The 14,620-nt window shown below is 45.8% G+C and carries 13 protein-coding genes; 2 read left to right on the plus strand and 11 right to left on the minus strand.

Annotated features, from left to right (window positions below):
- The first annotated feature begins 90 nt into the window (after positions 1–90).
- Positions 91–591, plus strand: a complete 501-nt coding sequence (locus tag CHL1_RS16120) for a DUF6323 family protein (protein ID WP_250934019.1) — start codon at positions 91–93, stop codon at positions 589–591.
- The gene (locus CHL1_RS16125; RefSeq protein ID WP_250934020.1) at positions 581–1,945 is read left to right on the plus strand and encodes a DUF6179 domain-containing protein; all 1,365 of its coding nucleotides are present in this window, start codon (positions 581–583) and stop codon (positions 1,943–1,945) included. The genes CHL1_RS16120 and CHL1_RS16125 overlap by 11 nt, the downstream gene beginning before the upstream one ends.
- Positions 1,946–1,947: 2 nt before the next feature.
- Here the strand turns inward: CHL1_RS16125 and CHL1_RS16130 are convergent, their stop codons facing one another.
- The 11 genes from CHL1_RS16130 to CHL1_RS16180 all read right to left on the minus strand — a co-directional run bounded on the left by CHL1_RS16130 (position 1,948) and on the right by CHL1_RS16180 (position 14,613).
- Positions 1,948–2,658 carry a flavodoxin family protein gene (locus CHL1_RS16130; RefSeq protein ID WP_250934021.1) on the minus strand — a complete coding sequence of 237 codons (711 nt, stop codon included), beginning with the start codon at positions 2,656–2,658 and terminating at the stop codon, positions 1,948–1,950.
- Positions 2,659–2,709: 51 nt separating this feature from the next.
- Positions 2,710–3,099, minus strand: a complete 390-nt coding sequence (locus CHL1_RS16135; protein WP_250934022.1) for a PaaI family thioesterase — start codon at positions 3,097–3,099, stop codon at positions 2,710–2,712.
- Positions 3,100–3,182: 83 nt separating this feature from the next.
- Positions 3,183–3,767: a class I SAM-dependent methyltransferase gene (locus CHL1_RS16140; RefSeq protein ID WP_250934023.1), complete on the minus strand. Its 585-nt coding sequence runs from the start codon at positions 3,765–3,767 to the stop codon at positions 3,183–3,185.
- A gap of 114 nt (positions 3,768–3,881) precedes the next feature.
- Positions 3,882–5,018, minus strand: a complete 1,137-nt coding sequence (nspC, locus tag CHL1_RS16145; protein ID WP_250934024.1) for a carboxynorspermidine decarboxylase — start codon at positions 5,016–5,018, stop codon at positions 3,882–3,884.
- An 11-nt stretch (positions 5,019–5,029) separates the two neighbouring features.
- Positions 5,030–6,229 carry a saccharopine dehydrogenase family protein gene (locus CHL1_RS16150; protein ID WP_250934025.1) on the minus strand — a complete coding sequence of 400 codons (1,200 nt, stop codon included), beginning with the start codon at positions 6,227–6,229 and terminating at the stop codon, positions 5,030–5,032.
- A gap of 308 nt (positions 6,230–6,537) precedes the next feature.
- Positions 6,538–7,386 carry an agmatinase gene (speB, locus tag CHL1_RS16155; RefSeq protein WP_250934026.1) on the minus strand — a complete coding sequence of 283 codons (849 nt, stop codon included), beginning with the start codon at positions 7,384–7,386 and terminating at the stop codon, positions 6,538–6,540.
- The gene (speE, locus tag CHL1_RS16160) at positions 7,376–8,227 is read right to left on the minus strand and encodes a polyamine aminopropyltransferase (RefSeq protein WP_250934027.1); all 852 of its coding nucleotides are present in this window, start codon (positions 8,225–8,227) and stop codon (positions 7,376–7,378) included. The genes speB and speE overlap by 11 nt, the downstream gene beginning before the upstream one ends.
- A gap of 2 nt (positions 8,228–8,229) precedes the next feature.
- Positions 8,230–9,660: an aminotransferase class I/II-fold pyridoxal phosphate-dependent enzyme gene (locus CHL1_RS16165; protein WP_250936302.1), complete on the minus strand. Its 1,431-nt coding sequence runs from the start codon at positions 9,658–9,660 to the stop codon at positions 8,230–8,232.
- Between the two features lie 328 nt (positions 9,661–9,988).
- The gene (speD, locus tag CHL1_RS16170; protein ID WP_070370929.1) at positions 9,989–10,783 is read right to left on the minus strand and encodes an adenosylmethionine decarboxylase; all 795 of its coding nucleotides are present in this window, start codon (positions 10,781–10,783) and stop codon (positions 9,989–9,991) included.
- 543 nt (positions 10,784–11,326) lie between these two features.
- A complete protein-coding gene (locus CHL1_RS16175) occupies positions 11,327–13,267 on the minus strand; it encodes a response regulator (RefSeq protein WP_338078254.1) in 1,941 nt (646 codons plus the stop codon).
- 8 nt (positions 13,268–13,275) lie between these two features.
- Entirely contained in the window at positions 13,276–14,613 is a 1,338-nt protein-coding gene (locus CHL1_RS16180; protein ID WP_250934029.1) for a histidine kinase dimerization/phospho-acceptor domain-containing protein, read from the minus strand.
- Positions 14,614–14,620 lie beyond the last annotated feature (7 nt).

Below are 14,620 nucleotides of genomic sequence, written 5' to 3' on the forward strand. Positions count from 1 at the left end.
CATTTTATTATTTTATGAACTTATCTTATCATATTTCGACACCTTTGTCAACAGTTAATTTATTTTTTTGTAAGCCCGGGAGGTAACCATATGTCGTTTGAACTGATGCTGTTTGATAATTTTCTGATTGAAAAACAGGCCGTTTCGGAAGTGTTGCTATGTAATAAAATTACGGCCGACTATTCACTGGTCTTGTCTGAAGAGCAGGCGCTGGAACTGGTTGAAACCCGCTCCTATTCGCTGAAGAATGTTGGCCGGGTCGAATTTGGCGATGGAATTATTGAAAAAGTCATTCTGACCTTTGCCGACAGCCCCTATATCGCCCAATATCGCTATGCAGAAATCATAAATGAGCTGGTTGAAATCTTTTATTATTTCAAGAATGAAACCCTGGATTTAATGAGCGATGATGATCTGATTGGCTATATGAAAAAATACTATGATGGGGTCTGTCAGGGTTCTCTGGATCAACTTAAATATCGGGAACTGGAACGAATGGCTAAAAATGTCCGGCTGGGACTTGATCCTGATTATAACGATCTTTATGATAGTGAAAAATTGATGGAAGATGAGGATGAAGATGAAGAATAAGATCAAAAAACAGTCTATGATCGATGGCGACAAGCTCAGTGGCGAATTTTATTTTCAGTCACTGCTCCAGGAGGCCTATGTCAAGGGTGTCCTAAGTTCTAAAGAATCCGAACGTATTCAACTGGAGTGTCTTAAACTGCTGGCCGACAGTACTGAGCGGTTTACCCGGGGCCAAAGCAGCTCGATCCGGGTTGAAATCGCTCAGGGCATTATGGCTTCCAACCTCTTTACCATCGGCATCTACCTTAAATCACTGCCCGATCTAGACACCACCATCTTTCATATCCAAAATGAACCGCTTGAAAAACTCTATGAATATGGTTTAGCGGTACTGAAGCGAAAAATAAATGTGGCCCATTATTTTTATAACCGGGTTTGCAAAAGCAAGCTAAAAACCGCAAATCAAGCCTACAATCTCACCATTGACCAGGGTTTTAAGCCCTTTTTTGAAAGCTATGAAATCAATTTTCATGCCCATGAAATCCCCAGTGACATCGACTATCAACTGATCCATCCAGTCACGGATCTGGCCGGGGTTGAGTTCGTCATCAAGTATCTGGAAAGCCTCTATTATGAAAATCTATTTTGTTCCTATTTTGATGCCGATACTATCCATGAAGTGATGAGCGGTTATGATCCGTCCTACAAATATCTCCTCGATAATATCTGTGCCCAGGTTTTGCAAAATGCCCTGGGTTGTCAGTTATTGACTGCGCCCCCAGACCGGCTGGATTTCAGCCCGGCCGATCTCAATGCGCTGGATAAAAAATTAAAAAATCACAGTCAGGCTGAGCTCCAAACGCAGTTGGAAACAGCGACCCGGGAACTTATTACCGATCTGAAACTAACCAATCGGTCTCTGAAAAAGTACCTGCTAACCAGCCTCCCGAAAATCACCCCCACTGTTTTTCAGGGTCTGGCCACCCACTCTCTTAATAAGGTTTTTGTGCCCCGGTATAATCCTAATATCAAGTCCATTGTCCATTACAATATGGGCATTAAAATGGATGACAAGGCTTATCGGGAAATGATTATGGAGTTTTTGTCCTGCCGTTTTTTCGACGACAAGCTGGCCATCATTAAAGAACAGATTAAAACCCTGGCCGATATGGAAGACCTGCTCATCGCCGGCGAACTGGAGCCCACCGAAGCAGCCATGATCTTTGATCTGCTGGAGGACATTGAGCTGGCGGTGCTGACCAAACGTCATCCCCTCCATCCGGCCATTGACGCCATTGATTTTTCCGCTTCCGAAATCCGGATGCAGCAAAATCTGGATGCCTATCTTAGGACACTGCCCCGGGAGCGGTTGGCTAAAATTCTCAGTATGACCACCACCATTGAGGTCGTCTAAATTTAAAAGGGCTTCGTCCCACTTAACCAGCCCTGGGCTTCCCAGTGGTTGCGATCGGTGGGATTCCAGTCGTTCTTTTTCATCATATCTTTCATCAACACAAACATGATTTTTCGAAACAGGGGCGCAGCGCTGTGTTCGATATTAGCCACCGCTGCGGTGGCTTTTTGGGCCAACTGGGCCATGTCTTTTTCAATTTGACTACGCTTTTTGTCGGATATCTCACGCCAATTCATGGCGGCCACTGCCTGCTTACTGGCAAACCGTTTTTTTACCCCCCAGAATTTCAGACTGTTCTGCATCGTTTTGGTGGTGTGGGAAAGACCCGCACCGGCCGTGGTGGCAAAACTGATACCCACCTTATTAAACATCTTCGGATTGGGTCGGTGGCTGAGCCACATAAAGCAGAGATGATCCAGTAAAGCTTTTAACTGACCGCTAACATCCAATCCATAAACCGAAGAGGTCAGAATCACCAGATCGGCCTCTTCCAAAGCGGTAACAATGGGCCGGATCTGATCGGCGTGGGGGCAGGTGTCTTCCCCCTTTAAGAAGCAGGAAAAACAACCGCTGCAAAAATTGGACATGTCTTTGGGCAGATAAAACTCCGTTATCTCAGTAACTACCTGTTTTGAAATATTCTGAACCAGCAACTCTTTACAATTCCAGGTGCTGCCATGACGCATGGTGCCATTGATTACGGTTATTTTCATCTTCTTTTCCTTTCCTGAACTTAGCTTAGCTTCAAATTTTCGAACCGGGTATTAGTTTTTGCTAAAGCCGGTAGCCGTGAATTTGGCAACCAGCACCGCATTGTCTTCATCAAAAATATCCACTGTATAGTTGCAAAGACTTCGGCCAGAAGATGTTTGGCTGGCTTTAGCCAGCAGTGTTTTCCCTTTGGCCGGTTTGAAATAGTTAATATTGGCATTAATGCCGACGGTTACTTTTCCGCTAGCATTGGCTGCCGCCGCAAAGGCAAAATCAGCCAGGGTAAAGATGGCACCGCCCTGGACAATCCCAACCCCATTAAGGTGCTTTTCCTGAATCGCCATTCTGACTTCGGCATAGCCCAGTTCCACTTTGACCAGTTCCAGCCCGACCAGTTTGGCAAACTGGTCGTTTTCGATGATCACAATTTTCTCTTTATCCATCTTTTTTCCTTTCTGATGTCTTAACTGTTAGGTAATTACATAACTGCCGTGAGTATTGTGTTCATTTTACAATTACCTGGTCTTCACTGTTCTTCACTGTTCTTCACCAGCACCAGGCCATAGAAATTTTCAGTGAAAGACTGGGTTTTCTGGCAATAAAAGCCAATTTCTTCCAGCATCGCAATGACGTCATCTTTGTCAATGCGGTGATCAATCGGTGGTCCCATTTCGGTTTGGGCTTTTTCCCAATCAATAATCGCCAGCTTACCACCAGGTTTTAAAATCCGGCTAATTTCTTCCAGAAACTGATTCTTATCAACAATTTCGTGGATCACATTGACCAGTAGTGCAAAAGAGACCGCTTCATCAGGAATCAGCAGATCCAGTTCTTCGGATTTTACGGTTTTTATATTGTTCAAACCCGCTGCCTCGCTACGCTGAACAACCTCTGCCAGCATTTCCGGGGAGGTATCCAGGGCATAGGCAATGTTATCAGCAATCATCTTAGCGGCCGGAATGGTAAAATAACCAATCCCACAACCAATATCCGCCACACTGTCGCTTGCTTTTAATCCTAATTTTTCTAGGGTTTCAACTGGCGGCAGGTTTTCCCGGCGCCACTCATTATCCAGTTTCGTTTTATTGTCGGGGTTAAATTTATGTACCATCTCTTTCTCCTGTTCATACATTCATCTCGATAAAATAATTCTAATTTGAGCCATTATACCATAAAGATGCCCGGGTATAGTAACTAAATTTCCCATAAAAAAACCGCCTGCTCTTTATGACAAGCGGTTTTTAAAATCAGTATAGCCAAATTGTTTGACCATCTGAATGGTTTTTTCTCTGGTAAAAATAGCGATTGCTGGGAGATTCATGCCGTTAAAGGTATTGTTTTTAACCATCGAATAAATGGCCATATCACAGAAGATCAGGCGATCACCAATTTCAAGTGGCTTATCAAAGCTGTAATCGCCGATAATATCCCCAGCCAGACAGGTCGGTCCGCCCAGCCGATAGGTAAATGGTTTTTGATCTGGTTGGGCGGCCCCGATAATGTTGGGTCGATAGGGCATTTCCAGCACATCCGGCATATGACAAGCCGCAGAGGTGTCAAGGATGGCGTTGTGAATGCCATTCTCGACGAGATCCAGCACCGTCGCCACCAGAAAGCCGGTGTTCAGCGCCACCGCTTCCCCGGGCTCTAGATAGACCTTCAGCCCGTATCTCTCCTGAATCCGCCTGATACAGGCAATCAGTTTTTCAATGTCATAATCAGCCCGGGTAATGTGATGGCCACCGCCAAAGTTGAGCCATTTCATTTCTGGTAAAAATTCGCCGAATTTTTCTTCCACCGCTTTCAGGGTTTCCTCCAAAGCGTCGGCATTCTGCTCACAGAGGGTGTGAAAATGCAAACCGCTGATACCTTCCAGCAATTCCGGTTTAAACTGAGCCCGGGTGACCCCCATCCGGGACCCGGGTGAACAGGGATCATAAATGGCGTGATCCTGGGTAGACCACTCCGGATTGATCCGAATCCCACACTCCCGGCCGGCCCTTAAGGCCTGATCCTTGTATTTCTGCCACTGATTAAAGGAGTTAAAAACGATATGGTCGCAGAGTCCGACGATTTCGTCAAACTCATCGTCACGATAGGCGGTGGCAAAGACGTGGGTTTCTCCGCCCATTTCCTGATGGCCCAGCCGTGCTTCAAAGAGTCCGCTGGCCGTGGTGCCGGCCAGATAGCGGCCGATCAGGGGGTAGAGCGAAAACATCGAAAACGCCTTTTGAGCCAGCAGAATCCGACACCCGGTGGCTTGCTGGACCCGATCCAGAATTTTTAAGTTTTTAATCAGCAGGCTTTCATCAACCAGATAACAGGGCGTCGGCAGTTCCTTGAAAGCGTCCGTTAATTCCATTTGTGCCATGCTTAATCAACCAGCTCCGGTTCAAAACTTTCCTGCCAGGGCAGGCCCCATTTGTTCAGGGCTTCCATAAAGGGATCGGGATCGAACTCTTCAATGTTGTAAACCCCCGGTTTTTGCCACTGGCCGGTCATTACCAGCATTGCGCCGATCATCGCCGGAACCCCGGTGGTATAGGAGATCGCCTGGGAACCGACTTCTTTGTAGCATTCTTCGTGATCACAGACGTTGTAGAGGTAGTAGGTTTTATCCTGGCCGTCTTTTTTGCCCTGAAAGATGCAACCGATATTGGTTTTTCCTTTGGTGCGGGGGCCGAGGGTTGACGGATCGGGTAAGACAGCAGCTAAAAACTGTAGCGGAACGATCATTTTGCCCTCATATTCAATCGGCTCAATCGACGTCATGCCGACGTTTTCCAGACATTTCAGGTGGGTCAGATAGCTTTGTCCAAAGGTCATAAAGAAACGAATCCGTTTGATCCCCTTGATATTTTGACCCAGTGATTCCAGTTCTTCATGATGGAGCAGATACATATCTTTAGGGCCAATTTCCGGGAAATTATAAACCCGCTTGATTTCCATCGGCTCGGTTTCAATCCACTGTCCGTCTTCCCAGTAGCTACCGTTAGCGGTAACTTCACGAATATTGATTTCGGGATTGAAGTTGGTGGCAAAGGGATAGCCGTGATCACCGGCGTTGGCATCGAGAATATCGATATAATTGATCTCATCAAACTGGTGCTTCATGGCATAGGCTGAAAAAACACCGGTCACACCGGGGTCAAAGCCACTGCCCAGCAGGGCGGTAATCCCGGCTTTTTCAAACCGTTCCCGATATTCCCACTGCCATTTGTATTCAAATTTAGCAGTATCTTCCGGCTCATAATTGGCCGTATCAACATAATGGGTTTTCGTGGCCAGACAGGCATCCATAATGGTCAGATCCTGATACGGCAGGGCCAGGTTCAAAACCACATCCGGCTTTTCCTTTTCAATCAGCGCAATCAGCTCATCAACATTGTCGGCGTCAACCTGGGCGGTGGTGATTTTGGTGGCTCCGCCATCCAGTTTCTCTTTTAAGACATCGCACTTGCTTTTGGTTCGGCTGGCAATGCAGATTTCGGTAAACACATCGCTGTTTTGACAGCATTTATGAATGGCCACACTGGCAACACCGCCGCAACCGATAATTAATGCTTTTCCCATAATTTGTTCCTCCTTAATATTTTCTCTAACTACTTAGATTATCGGGTAATTGCAAAACTGCCGTGAGCTTTGCGCCCAGTTTCGCACGAAACAATTTCTACACTGTACGGCGGACAGTTCCCTGAACTGTTCGCCTACACGTTACGTAATTGTTTGTGGAAACTGTACTCAAAGCAACAATTGTTCGACTTTTTTCATTTCGTAATTACCTAAATTATGTTATCTCTCAATTACCGTACCGACCCATCGTTAATCTGATCTCGGTACTGCGTTCTGATTCTATTTTCATTTGTAATTTTCTAACTTTATTAGGCCATCGCCAATAAGAGTTCCCGCAGTATCTTGCAGGCGACAGCGGTGGAAGCGCCGCTCTGGTCATAGACTGGCGAAAGTTCGTTGATGTCACAGCCGACCAGATTCAGCTGGCTGACTTTCCGGATCGCTTCAAGCAGCTCCATAAAGCTGACGCCGCCGGATTCCGGAGTCCCGGTACCGGGGAAGACGGATGGGTCTAATACATCCAGATCCAGGGTGAAATAGACCGGCTGGCCCTGGAGTTTTTCGACCACTTCAGCCAGGCCCTCAAAATTAAATTTCTGAGTGCTGACGTGCTCTTTCGCCCACTGAAACTCACTGCGTTCGCCGGAGCGGATCCCGAATTGATAGATCCGGCCATCCCCTATGATATCCCAAACCCGGTGCAGCACCGTGGCATGGGACAAGGGGGCCCCCAGATAGTCATCCCGCAAATCGGCATGGGCGTCAAAATGGATCACCTTGAGTTCCGGATATTTCCGGGCCACCGCCCGGACTGCCCCCAGGGTCACCAGATGCTCGCCGCCAATCATCACCGGCCGCTTATTATCTCTTAATACCCGGGTGGTATAGCTTTCAATCGCTGCCAGGGCTTTTTCGGTATCGCCAAAACAAAGTTCCAGATCACCGCCATCAAAAATGGAATAATCTTCCAGGTCTTTATCCTGGTAGGGGCTGTAGGTTTCCAGTCCGTAGGATTCGCCCCGCATCGTGCGGCTGGCAAAGCGGGCGCCGGGACGAAAGGAGGTAGTGGAGTCAAAGGGTGCTCCAAAAACAACAATCCCGGACTCGCCATATTCGTTGTCACAACCTAAAAAAGTCTCAATATTTTTATTCAACATCTTTTAACAACTCCTCCACATAGTTTGGCAGGGCAAAGGCGCCAATATGCAATTGGGTATTATAGTAGCGGGTTTTAAAACCCATGGCATTCCACTTCACCGCCTTTAAATCCTCAAGCGGATGGTATTTCTTCGAGGCAAAGCCAAACAGCCAGTGTCCCGAGGGATAGGTGGGGATATGGGCCTGATAGACCCGGCTGATCGGAAAAGACTCGACAATCCGTTTGTGAGCCCGCTGCATGGCTACCGCATCATCCAGATAAAAAGCACTTTCATGCTGATTGACCATGATTCCGTCTTCTTTTAAGGCCTTATAGCAATTACCATAGAACTCTTTGGTAAACAGGCCTTCGCCAGGGCCAAAGGGATCGGTGGAATCAACAATGATCAGATCGTATTCATTTTCGCAACGGCGAATAAATTTCAGACCATCCTGATAGTGGACGGTGACCCGCTCATCGGCAAAACAGCAGGCCGTTTGGGGCAGATGCTTTTTACAGACTTCCACCACCAACTCATCAATTTCGACCAGATCAATCTGTTCAACCAGCGGATAGCGCACCAGCTCACGGATGGCACCGCCATCACCACCGCCGATAATCAGCACTTTTTTGGCGGCTGGATGAACGGCCATGGGAATATGGACCATCATCTCATGATAGATGAACTCGTCTTTTTCAGTCAGCATCATGTAACCATCCAGAGTTAAAAAACGGCCAAATTCTTTGGAATCAAAGATATCGATCCGCTGAAATTCACTTTGTCCACAGTAAAGCTGGCGATCCACCTGAATGGAAAATTTGACGCTAGGTGTATGTTTTTCGGAAAACCATAATTCCATCTTTAATCCTCCTTCAGCACGTTAAGTTTTTTGATTTCCATGTCTTCGGGGCCAGTTAAAAAACAGCCTTTGTCCTTGACGTATTCAATCGAATCAAGAATTTCTTTGGTAATCATTTCACCGGGAGCCAGAATTGGAATCCCCGGCGGATAGCACATCACAAATTCGCTGCAAATCCGGCTGCCGCTTTTTTCCAGTGGCAGGGCTTCCTTATCGGCATAAAAGGCTTTTTGTGGGGCCACTGCCACCGCCGGGTTAATGTATTCATATTGCAGCATACCGGCCTTATCTTTTTTATAAATCCGACGGATTTCGGCCAGTGCCGAAACCAGCCGTTCCAGATTGCGTTGACTGTCGCCCACTGAAATGTAAGCCAGAATATTGCCTACATCCCCAAATTCCACCTGAATGTCGTATTCGTCCCGGAGAATATTGTAGACTTCAATTCCCGCCAACCCGACGTTTAAGGTATTAATCGACAGCTTGGTGGCATCAAAATCAAAAATTGTATCACCATTAATCAGCTCTTTTGAATAGGCGTAATAGTCGCCGATCTGATTGATTTCATCCCGGGCGTATTGAGCCATTTCAGTCACTTTTTTAAAGATCTCCTTCCCGTTAACCGCCAGATTTTTGCGGGAAATATCGAGACTGGAAAGTAACAGATAAGAGCCACTGGTGGTCTGGGTCAGATTGATAATCTGGCGGACATAGCCGGGGTTCATCCCGGCCCCCACCAATAAAAAAGAGCTTTGCGTCAGCGAGCCGCCGGATTTATGCATACTGACCGAGGCCATATCCGCTCCCGCTGCCATCCCACTGATCGGCATGTTTTCGCCAAAATAGAAATGGGTGCCATGGGCCTCATCGGCCAGCACCAGCATCCCCGCAGCGTGCGCCAATTCAACGATCGCTTTCAGGTTGGAACAGACCCCGTAATAAGTGGGATTATTGACTAAAATCGCTTTAGCATCGGGGTTTTCCCGGATCGCTTTGGCGACGGCAGACAGCGTCATCCCCAAGGAAATACCGATTTCATGGTTGGTTTCAGGATTGACATAAACCGGAATGGCACCGCCCAGGATCATGGCGTTAATGACACTACGGTGGACATTGCGGGGCAGGATAATCTTCTCCCCTTTTTTACAGGCTGACAATACCATGGTTTGAACCGCCGAAGTCGTGCCGTTGACCATAAAAAAGGCTTGCTTAGCGCCAAAGGCATCGGCTGCCAGTTCCTCGGCTTCTTTGATCACCGAAACTGGATGGCAGAGATTATCCAGCGGCTTCATCGAATTGACATCCAGGGTCATACATCGTTCCCCTAAAAATTCCGTTAATTCCGGATTCCCCTTGCCCCGTTTATGGCCGGGTACATCAAAGGGCACCAACCGATTCCGCTTAAACTCATTGAGTGCCGCCATAATCGGCATTCGTTGTTGATTTAATTTTGGCACGTTTTTTTCCTTCCCAAATTTGAATACATCATCTAAACTGATGTAACTTTTTAAAGAGTTATTGTACTTTTGCTATACACAGAGATATTCGTAGTACCGACAATTGTTATATCGTGTTGTGTGCATCAGAGCGGACACGGCGATAGCCTGCGTGAAGGCAACGAGCCAATCACAAGCTGGCTTGTAGTTGGCGACTGCCCACGACTCATGAGAAATGTTTCATTTCTTATGAGTGTCCGAGCTGTAAGCACACAACTGATTAACAATTGGTCGGTACGGTATCCCCAGACAACCCCAAAAGTTGTTAATAGACATTACTGCCGCTGAAGATTTCGATCATTTCGCGGCGCAGGTTTTCAGTGATCTGCAGCCGGGTGCGGGGCGGCAGCTCATAGGCATCGGTATTGAACAGATAATTCTGGAGGGTAATTTCCTTTAACAACATCTTGGTGTGAAAAAGATTGGACTGATAAACGTTGATATCAATGGCATCATACTCCTTAAGGGTTTTATCATCGATATAATCCTGAATCGAGGTGATTTTATGATCCATAAACAGTTTTTTGCCACTGACGTCCCGGGTAAAGCCCCGAACCCGATAATCCATGGTAATAATGTCCGAGTCAAAGCTGCCAATCAAAAAATCCAGGGTGCTCAGCGGCGTTATTTCACCGCAGGTCGCCACATCAATGTCGACCCGAAAGGTGGCAATGGAGGTGTCCGGATGGTATTCCGGATAGGTGTGCACCGTCACATGGCTCTTATCCAGATGAGCCACCACCGTATCGCCCTGAAAATTATTTTTTTCAATATTTTCTTCCCGGTATTCCCGCAAAAACGTTTCTTCGGCAATCAAAAAAGTAACGCTGGCCCCCTGGGGATCATAATCCTGCTTGGACACATTGAGTACCCGGGCCCCGATCATCTCAGTAACGTGATATAAAATATTTGTCAAGCGATCCGAGTTATACTGCTCGTCAATATAAGCAATATAGTCCCGCTGCTCCCGCTCGCTCTTGGCATAGCATACATCATAAATGTTAAAACTCAACGATTTTGTCAAATTATTAAAACCATTCAACTTCAATTTATTATCCATAATCCACCCCGTTTCCTGTTTTTATCGTGATTGTGCGGTAAGTTTAAAAAACAAAAAACTCAAGTGATCCTTCAGCATCTGCTGTTCATCCACTTGAGTTTATTTCTACTGATTCGTTATTGACACCGGCACAAACTGCACCGTCTATCCATGATCCCAAACGTAGAAATTAGAGTCTATATAGCAAGAACTTACTTTTACTACTCTTATTGATTGTTTCACAAGTGTGATGTGCAAAAAGCACACGGTTTTAAGTAACCAACTTATAAAATTTGAGCGGTTGCTCAATCAATAAGGCAACGAAAGTTGCCAATCGGCATTTGACCTAGCTGTCCGTATGGCATTCAATTTCTTTTCCCGGGTTAAACCGATCAAGAAATGGTCAAAAGAATTCTTTGCTGTATCTATAAAATCTGCTTATAAATACGCCAAATAGACCTTATATCTATTTCTATCATTCGTTTCGAATTGTACTATAAAAGGTTATGAAAATCAAGAAATATTTGTAAATTTAACCAGTTTCCAACATAATCCTTAGTCACTTTAAAGGCTTTTAAAAAATTCCTGAAGTACTGCCGAAGACGATCGCAATGTTTCCAGGGCTTCCCGATAATCAAATTCATGAATCTGTCGTTCCAGTTCAAAGCCAGCATTTCCCAGAGCAGGAATCAGTTGGTCTTTGTGTTCTTCAAATAAGTCATAGGCCTCTGTATCGTTATTTTCAAGCAAAACCGCCAACTGGCTCAGAATCCCATTGACCTGATCCCTATTATCAACACCTTCTTTAATCCTTTCAGGCGCATAACCTGCTTTTGGCAGAGCCTCGACAAAACTGCTTAACGCATTAACAAAGTTATCAATTTGTTTTTCGAACTGCGCTTTTCCTGATCCAATCCGGACTGCCTGCTCCAGATCAGCGGCCAGCTCCTGAATTTTGATGGCACCCAGATTTCCGGCCACCCCCTTGATTGAGTGAACCGTCTGCAAAATACTCGGGTAGTTTTCGGCGGCATTCTGACTTACAATATAATCGGTATCGGCCTGACACTTCTGCGCAAACTGTTGGATCAGCCGCAAATAAACGGAGGCATCACCGCCAAGAATTCGCAATCCGGTTTCCACATTCAATCCATCTACCTGCCGCAGAATTTTTAACTGATTTTGTATATCCGGCGACACAATTGCTTGCCTGACCAGGTCTTTTTCCGTATGACTTCGGGGTTTATCTTTATGCTCCGATTGAACGCTTCGAACTGGTAACCACTTGATCAGACTCTTGTATAGAATCTCCGGTTCCACCGGTTTGACCAGATGATCATTCATCCCTGCTTCAATACATTTTTTCCGGTCTTCTTCAAAGGCATTGGCGGTCATCGCCAAAATGGGGACCGCTTCCCAACCCGGCAAACTTCTGATCTTTGTTGTTGCCGACAAACCATCCATAACCGGCATCTGAACATCCATCAGGATTAAATCAAACTTTTTCTGAGTAATCCGATCAATTGCCTCCTGGCCATTTTCAGCCAGTTCGATTTTGAAGTTAAAGGGCTCAAAAAGCTGCCTGACAATTTCCTGATTAATCTGGTTGTCTTCAACAATCAGGATATGTGCGGGTTGATAGTGCTTTAAACGCGTCTCCAGATCATTGAGGGATGAAGGTATTTGAGCATCCAGATTGTCATCCAGCAATTCCATTAATGCGTCATTGAGCGTTGAGGGTGTCATTGGTTTGACAAGAATCCGGCTGATTCCGGCCCGCCGAGCTTCTTCAGCAGAAATCTGGTTGCCATATCCGGTGATCAGATAGACCTCTGGGCGGGTCTTCAGTTCCAGTGATTGCAGCATCAGCGCCGTGTCAATCCCATCCATCTCCGGCATTTTCAAATCCATCAATACCAGACGATAGGGCACCGTCATCTGGTCAGCTTTCTTCACCGCTGCCAGCCCTTCATTTCCCGAATTAACCGCATCACACTGAATTCCAAAATCAGCAAGCATACTAATCACCAACTCCCGGGCCTCCTGCATATCATCAATTACCAGAACCCGCATTGTTTCTGAAGACGCGATATTGATTCTATTTTTAGGAAGTGCCGTTGATTTTTCAAATGGCAACTCAAACCAAAACCGGCTTCCCAACCCCAGTTCACTATGAACCCCAATGTCACCACCTAAAAAGTTCACCAACCGGGAACTGATTGCCAGTCCCAGGCCAGTTCCCCCATAGAGACGGGTCATCGATTCATCTGCCTGGACAAAATCCTGAAAAAGTTTATTGATCTGATTTTTTGACATCCCGATTCCGGTATCACAAACCTCAAAGCGCAAGCGAATTTGTTTGTGATCCTGATTAATGATTCGAGCCACAATTTTGATGCTTCCTTTTTCGGTAAACTTCACGGCATTGCTCATTAAATTAAGTAGTATTTGGCCAAAACGAACTGAATCGCCTTGTAAAACCGTCGGAATATGATCCACATCCACCAGTATATTCAGATTTTTTTTGCCGCTTCATCCGCTAAAAGATTACAAACCCGGTCAATTTCCCGGGTGGGTTCAAAATCATGGGCGTCCAGCTGCATCTTTCCGGCTTCTATTTTCGAAAGATCCAGCACATCATTTATGATATGAAGCAAGTGATTCGCCGCTTCTGTCAGCTTATCAAGCTGTTCCTCCTGGCGCATGGTCAGTGGATCCCGTCGGATCAGATGGGAAAGACCAATGATCGCATTCATGGGGGTTCGAATTTCATGGCTCATATTGGACAAGAATGCGCTTTTGGCCTGGTTAGCGGCTTCTGCATCGAGCTTTGCTTTTTCCAAATCAGTGGTTCTGGAAATAACCATTTCCTCAAGATGCTTTTGGTAATTCTCAAGTTCTTTTAGGTAGTTCATCTTTTCAGTCACATCTGCAACGGTACCCCAACTGGCAACCGGATTTCCCTGCTGATCATGCTCAAATTCCGATCGTTCTTCCACCCAACGAATTTGATCACCAGCAACAATCCGATGAAGCACAGTAAATGGTTGACCCTCCACCGATTTTTTCGTCCAGTTCTCAATAATATTTTTGCGATCATCCGGATAAACAAACCCCATATATGATTCGAACGTTTGTGGTGTTCCTATTTCGACACCAAAAATTCGATAGGTTTCATCAGACCAGGTCAGACAATTTGTTTCAATATCAAAATGCCAATGACCTGTTTTTGAAACCTGCTGAGCCCGATTTAAAAACGCTTCATTTTTCCGCAATGCTTGGGTTATCGCCATTCGCTCCCGGTTTAAAAAGGCCGTTCCGATTTGATCGGCGATATGACAGCCGAATGTGATTTCATCACTTCCCCACTCGTGTTTTCGATTGACATACATAAATCCAATGGAGCCAATCGCCTTTCCATTACATAAAATACTGCAAACCAGTAGTGTCGTTCCCCCCAAGGGTTTCATATACGCCTGCCAATAATCCTTCTCCTGGGGTTCAACCGACTTGTTATCAATAATCATGTATCTGTTTTTAATCAGATACTCAAAGGTCAGGGGTTGATCGGCTCGATTCATGGTCATTTTTTTGCTGTGGGTTTGCTCTTTTTTTACATAAAGATCGAGACATTCCATCATTGTCATTTCATTATTATATTGCCAGATTGACACCCGATCCGCTTCCAGTCGATTGCCCAAAAGTTCCGTTATTTCTTCTGAAAAACCTTCAATATCGCCATTGATCCCTGACTCCATCTGGCTGATTTCCCTAATCAGTTCCGTATGGAGATACAATTGATCAATAATTTTCTCTCGTTGATCCAACCCGGTATTTGCTTGATCTGCCATCTGACTC

Source organism: Acetobacterium wieringae, assembly GCF_023700225.1.
In the GTDB taxonomy this organism is placed as follows: Bacteria; Bacillota; Clostridia; order Eubacteriales; family Eubacteriaceae; genus Acetobacterium; species Acetobacterium wieringae.

Bases quoted from the DNA above. Each gene is read 5' to 3' on its own strand.
- CHL1_RS16120 (WP_250934019.1), top strand. From the start codon at position 91: ATGTCGTTTGAACTGATGCTGTTTGATAATTTTCTGATTGAAAAACAG.
- CHL1_RS16125 (WP_250934020.1), top strand. From the start codon at position 581: ATGAAGAATAAGATCAAAAAACAGTCTATGATCGATGGCGACAAGCTC.
- CHL1_RS16130 (WP_250934021.1), bottom strand. From the start codon at position 2,658: ATGAAAATAACCGTAATCAATGGCACCATGCGTCATGGCAGCACCTGG.
- CHL1_RS16135 (WP_250934022.1), bottom strand. From the start codon at position 3,099: ATGGATAAAGAGAAAATTGTGATCATCGAAAACGACCAGTTTGCCAAA.
- CHL1_RS16140 (WP_250934023.1), bottom strand. From the start codon at position 3,767: ATGGTACATAAATTTAACCCCGACAATAAAACGAAACTGGATAATGAG.
- nspC (WP_250934024.1), bottom strand. From the start codon at position 5,018: ATGGAATTAACGGACGCTTTCAAGGAACTGCCGACGCCCTGTTATCTG.
- CHL1_RS16150 (WP_250934025.1), bottom strand. From the start codon at position 6,229: ATGGGAAAAGCATTAATTATCGGTTGCGGCGGTGTTGCCAGTGTGGCC.
- speB (WP_250934026.1), bottom strand. From the start codon at position 7,386: ATGTTGAATAAAAATATTGAGACTTTTTTAGGTTGTGACAACGAATAT.
- speE (WP_250934027.1), bottom strand. From the start codon at position 8,227: ATGGAATTATGGTTTTCCGAAAAACATACACCTAGCGTCAAATTTTCC.
- CHL1_RS16165 (WP_250936302.1), bottom strand. From the start codon at position 9,660: ATGCCGATTATGGCGGCACTCAATGAGTTTAAGCGGAATCGGTTGGTG.
- speD (WP_070370929.1), bottom strand. From the start codon at position 10,783: ATGGATAATAAATTGAAGTTGAATGGTTTTAATAATTTGACAAAATCG.
- CHL1_RS16180 (WP_250934029.1), bottom strand. From the start codon at position 14,613: ATGGCAGATCAAGCAAATACCGGGTTGGATCAACGAGAGAAAATTATT.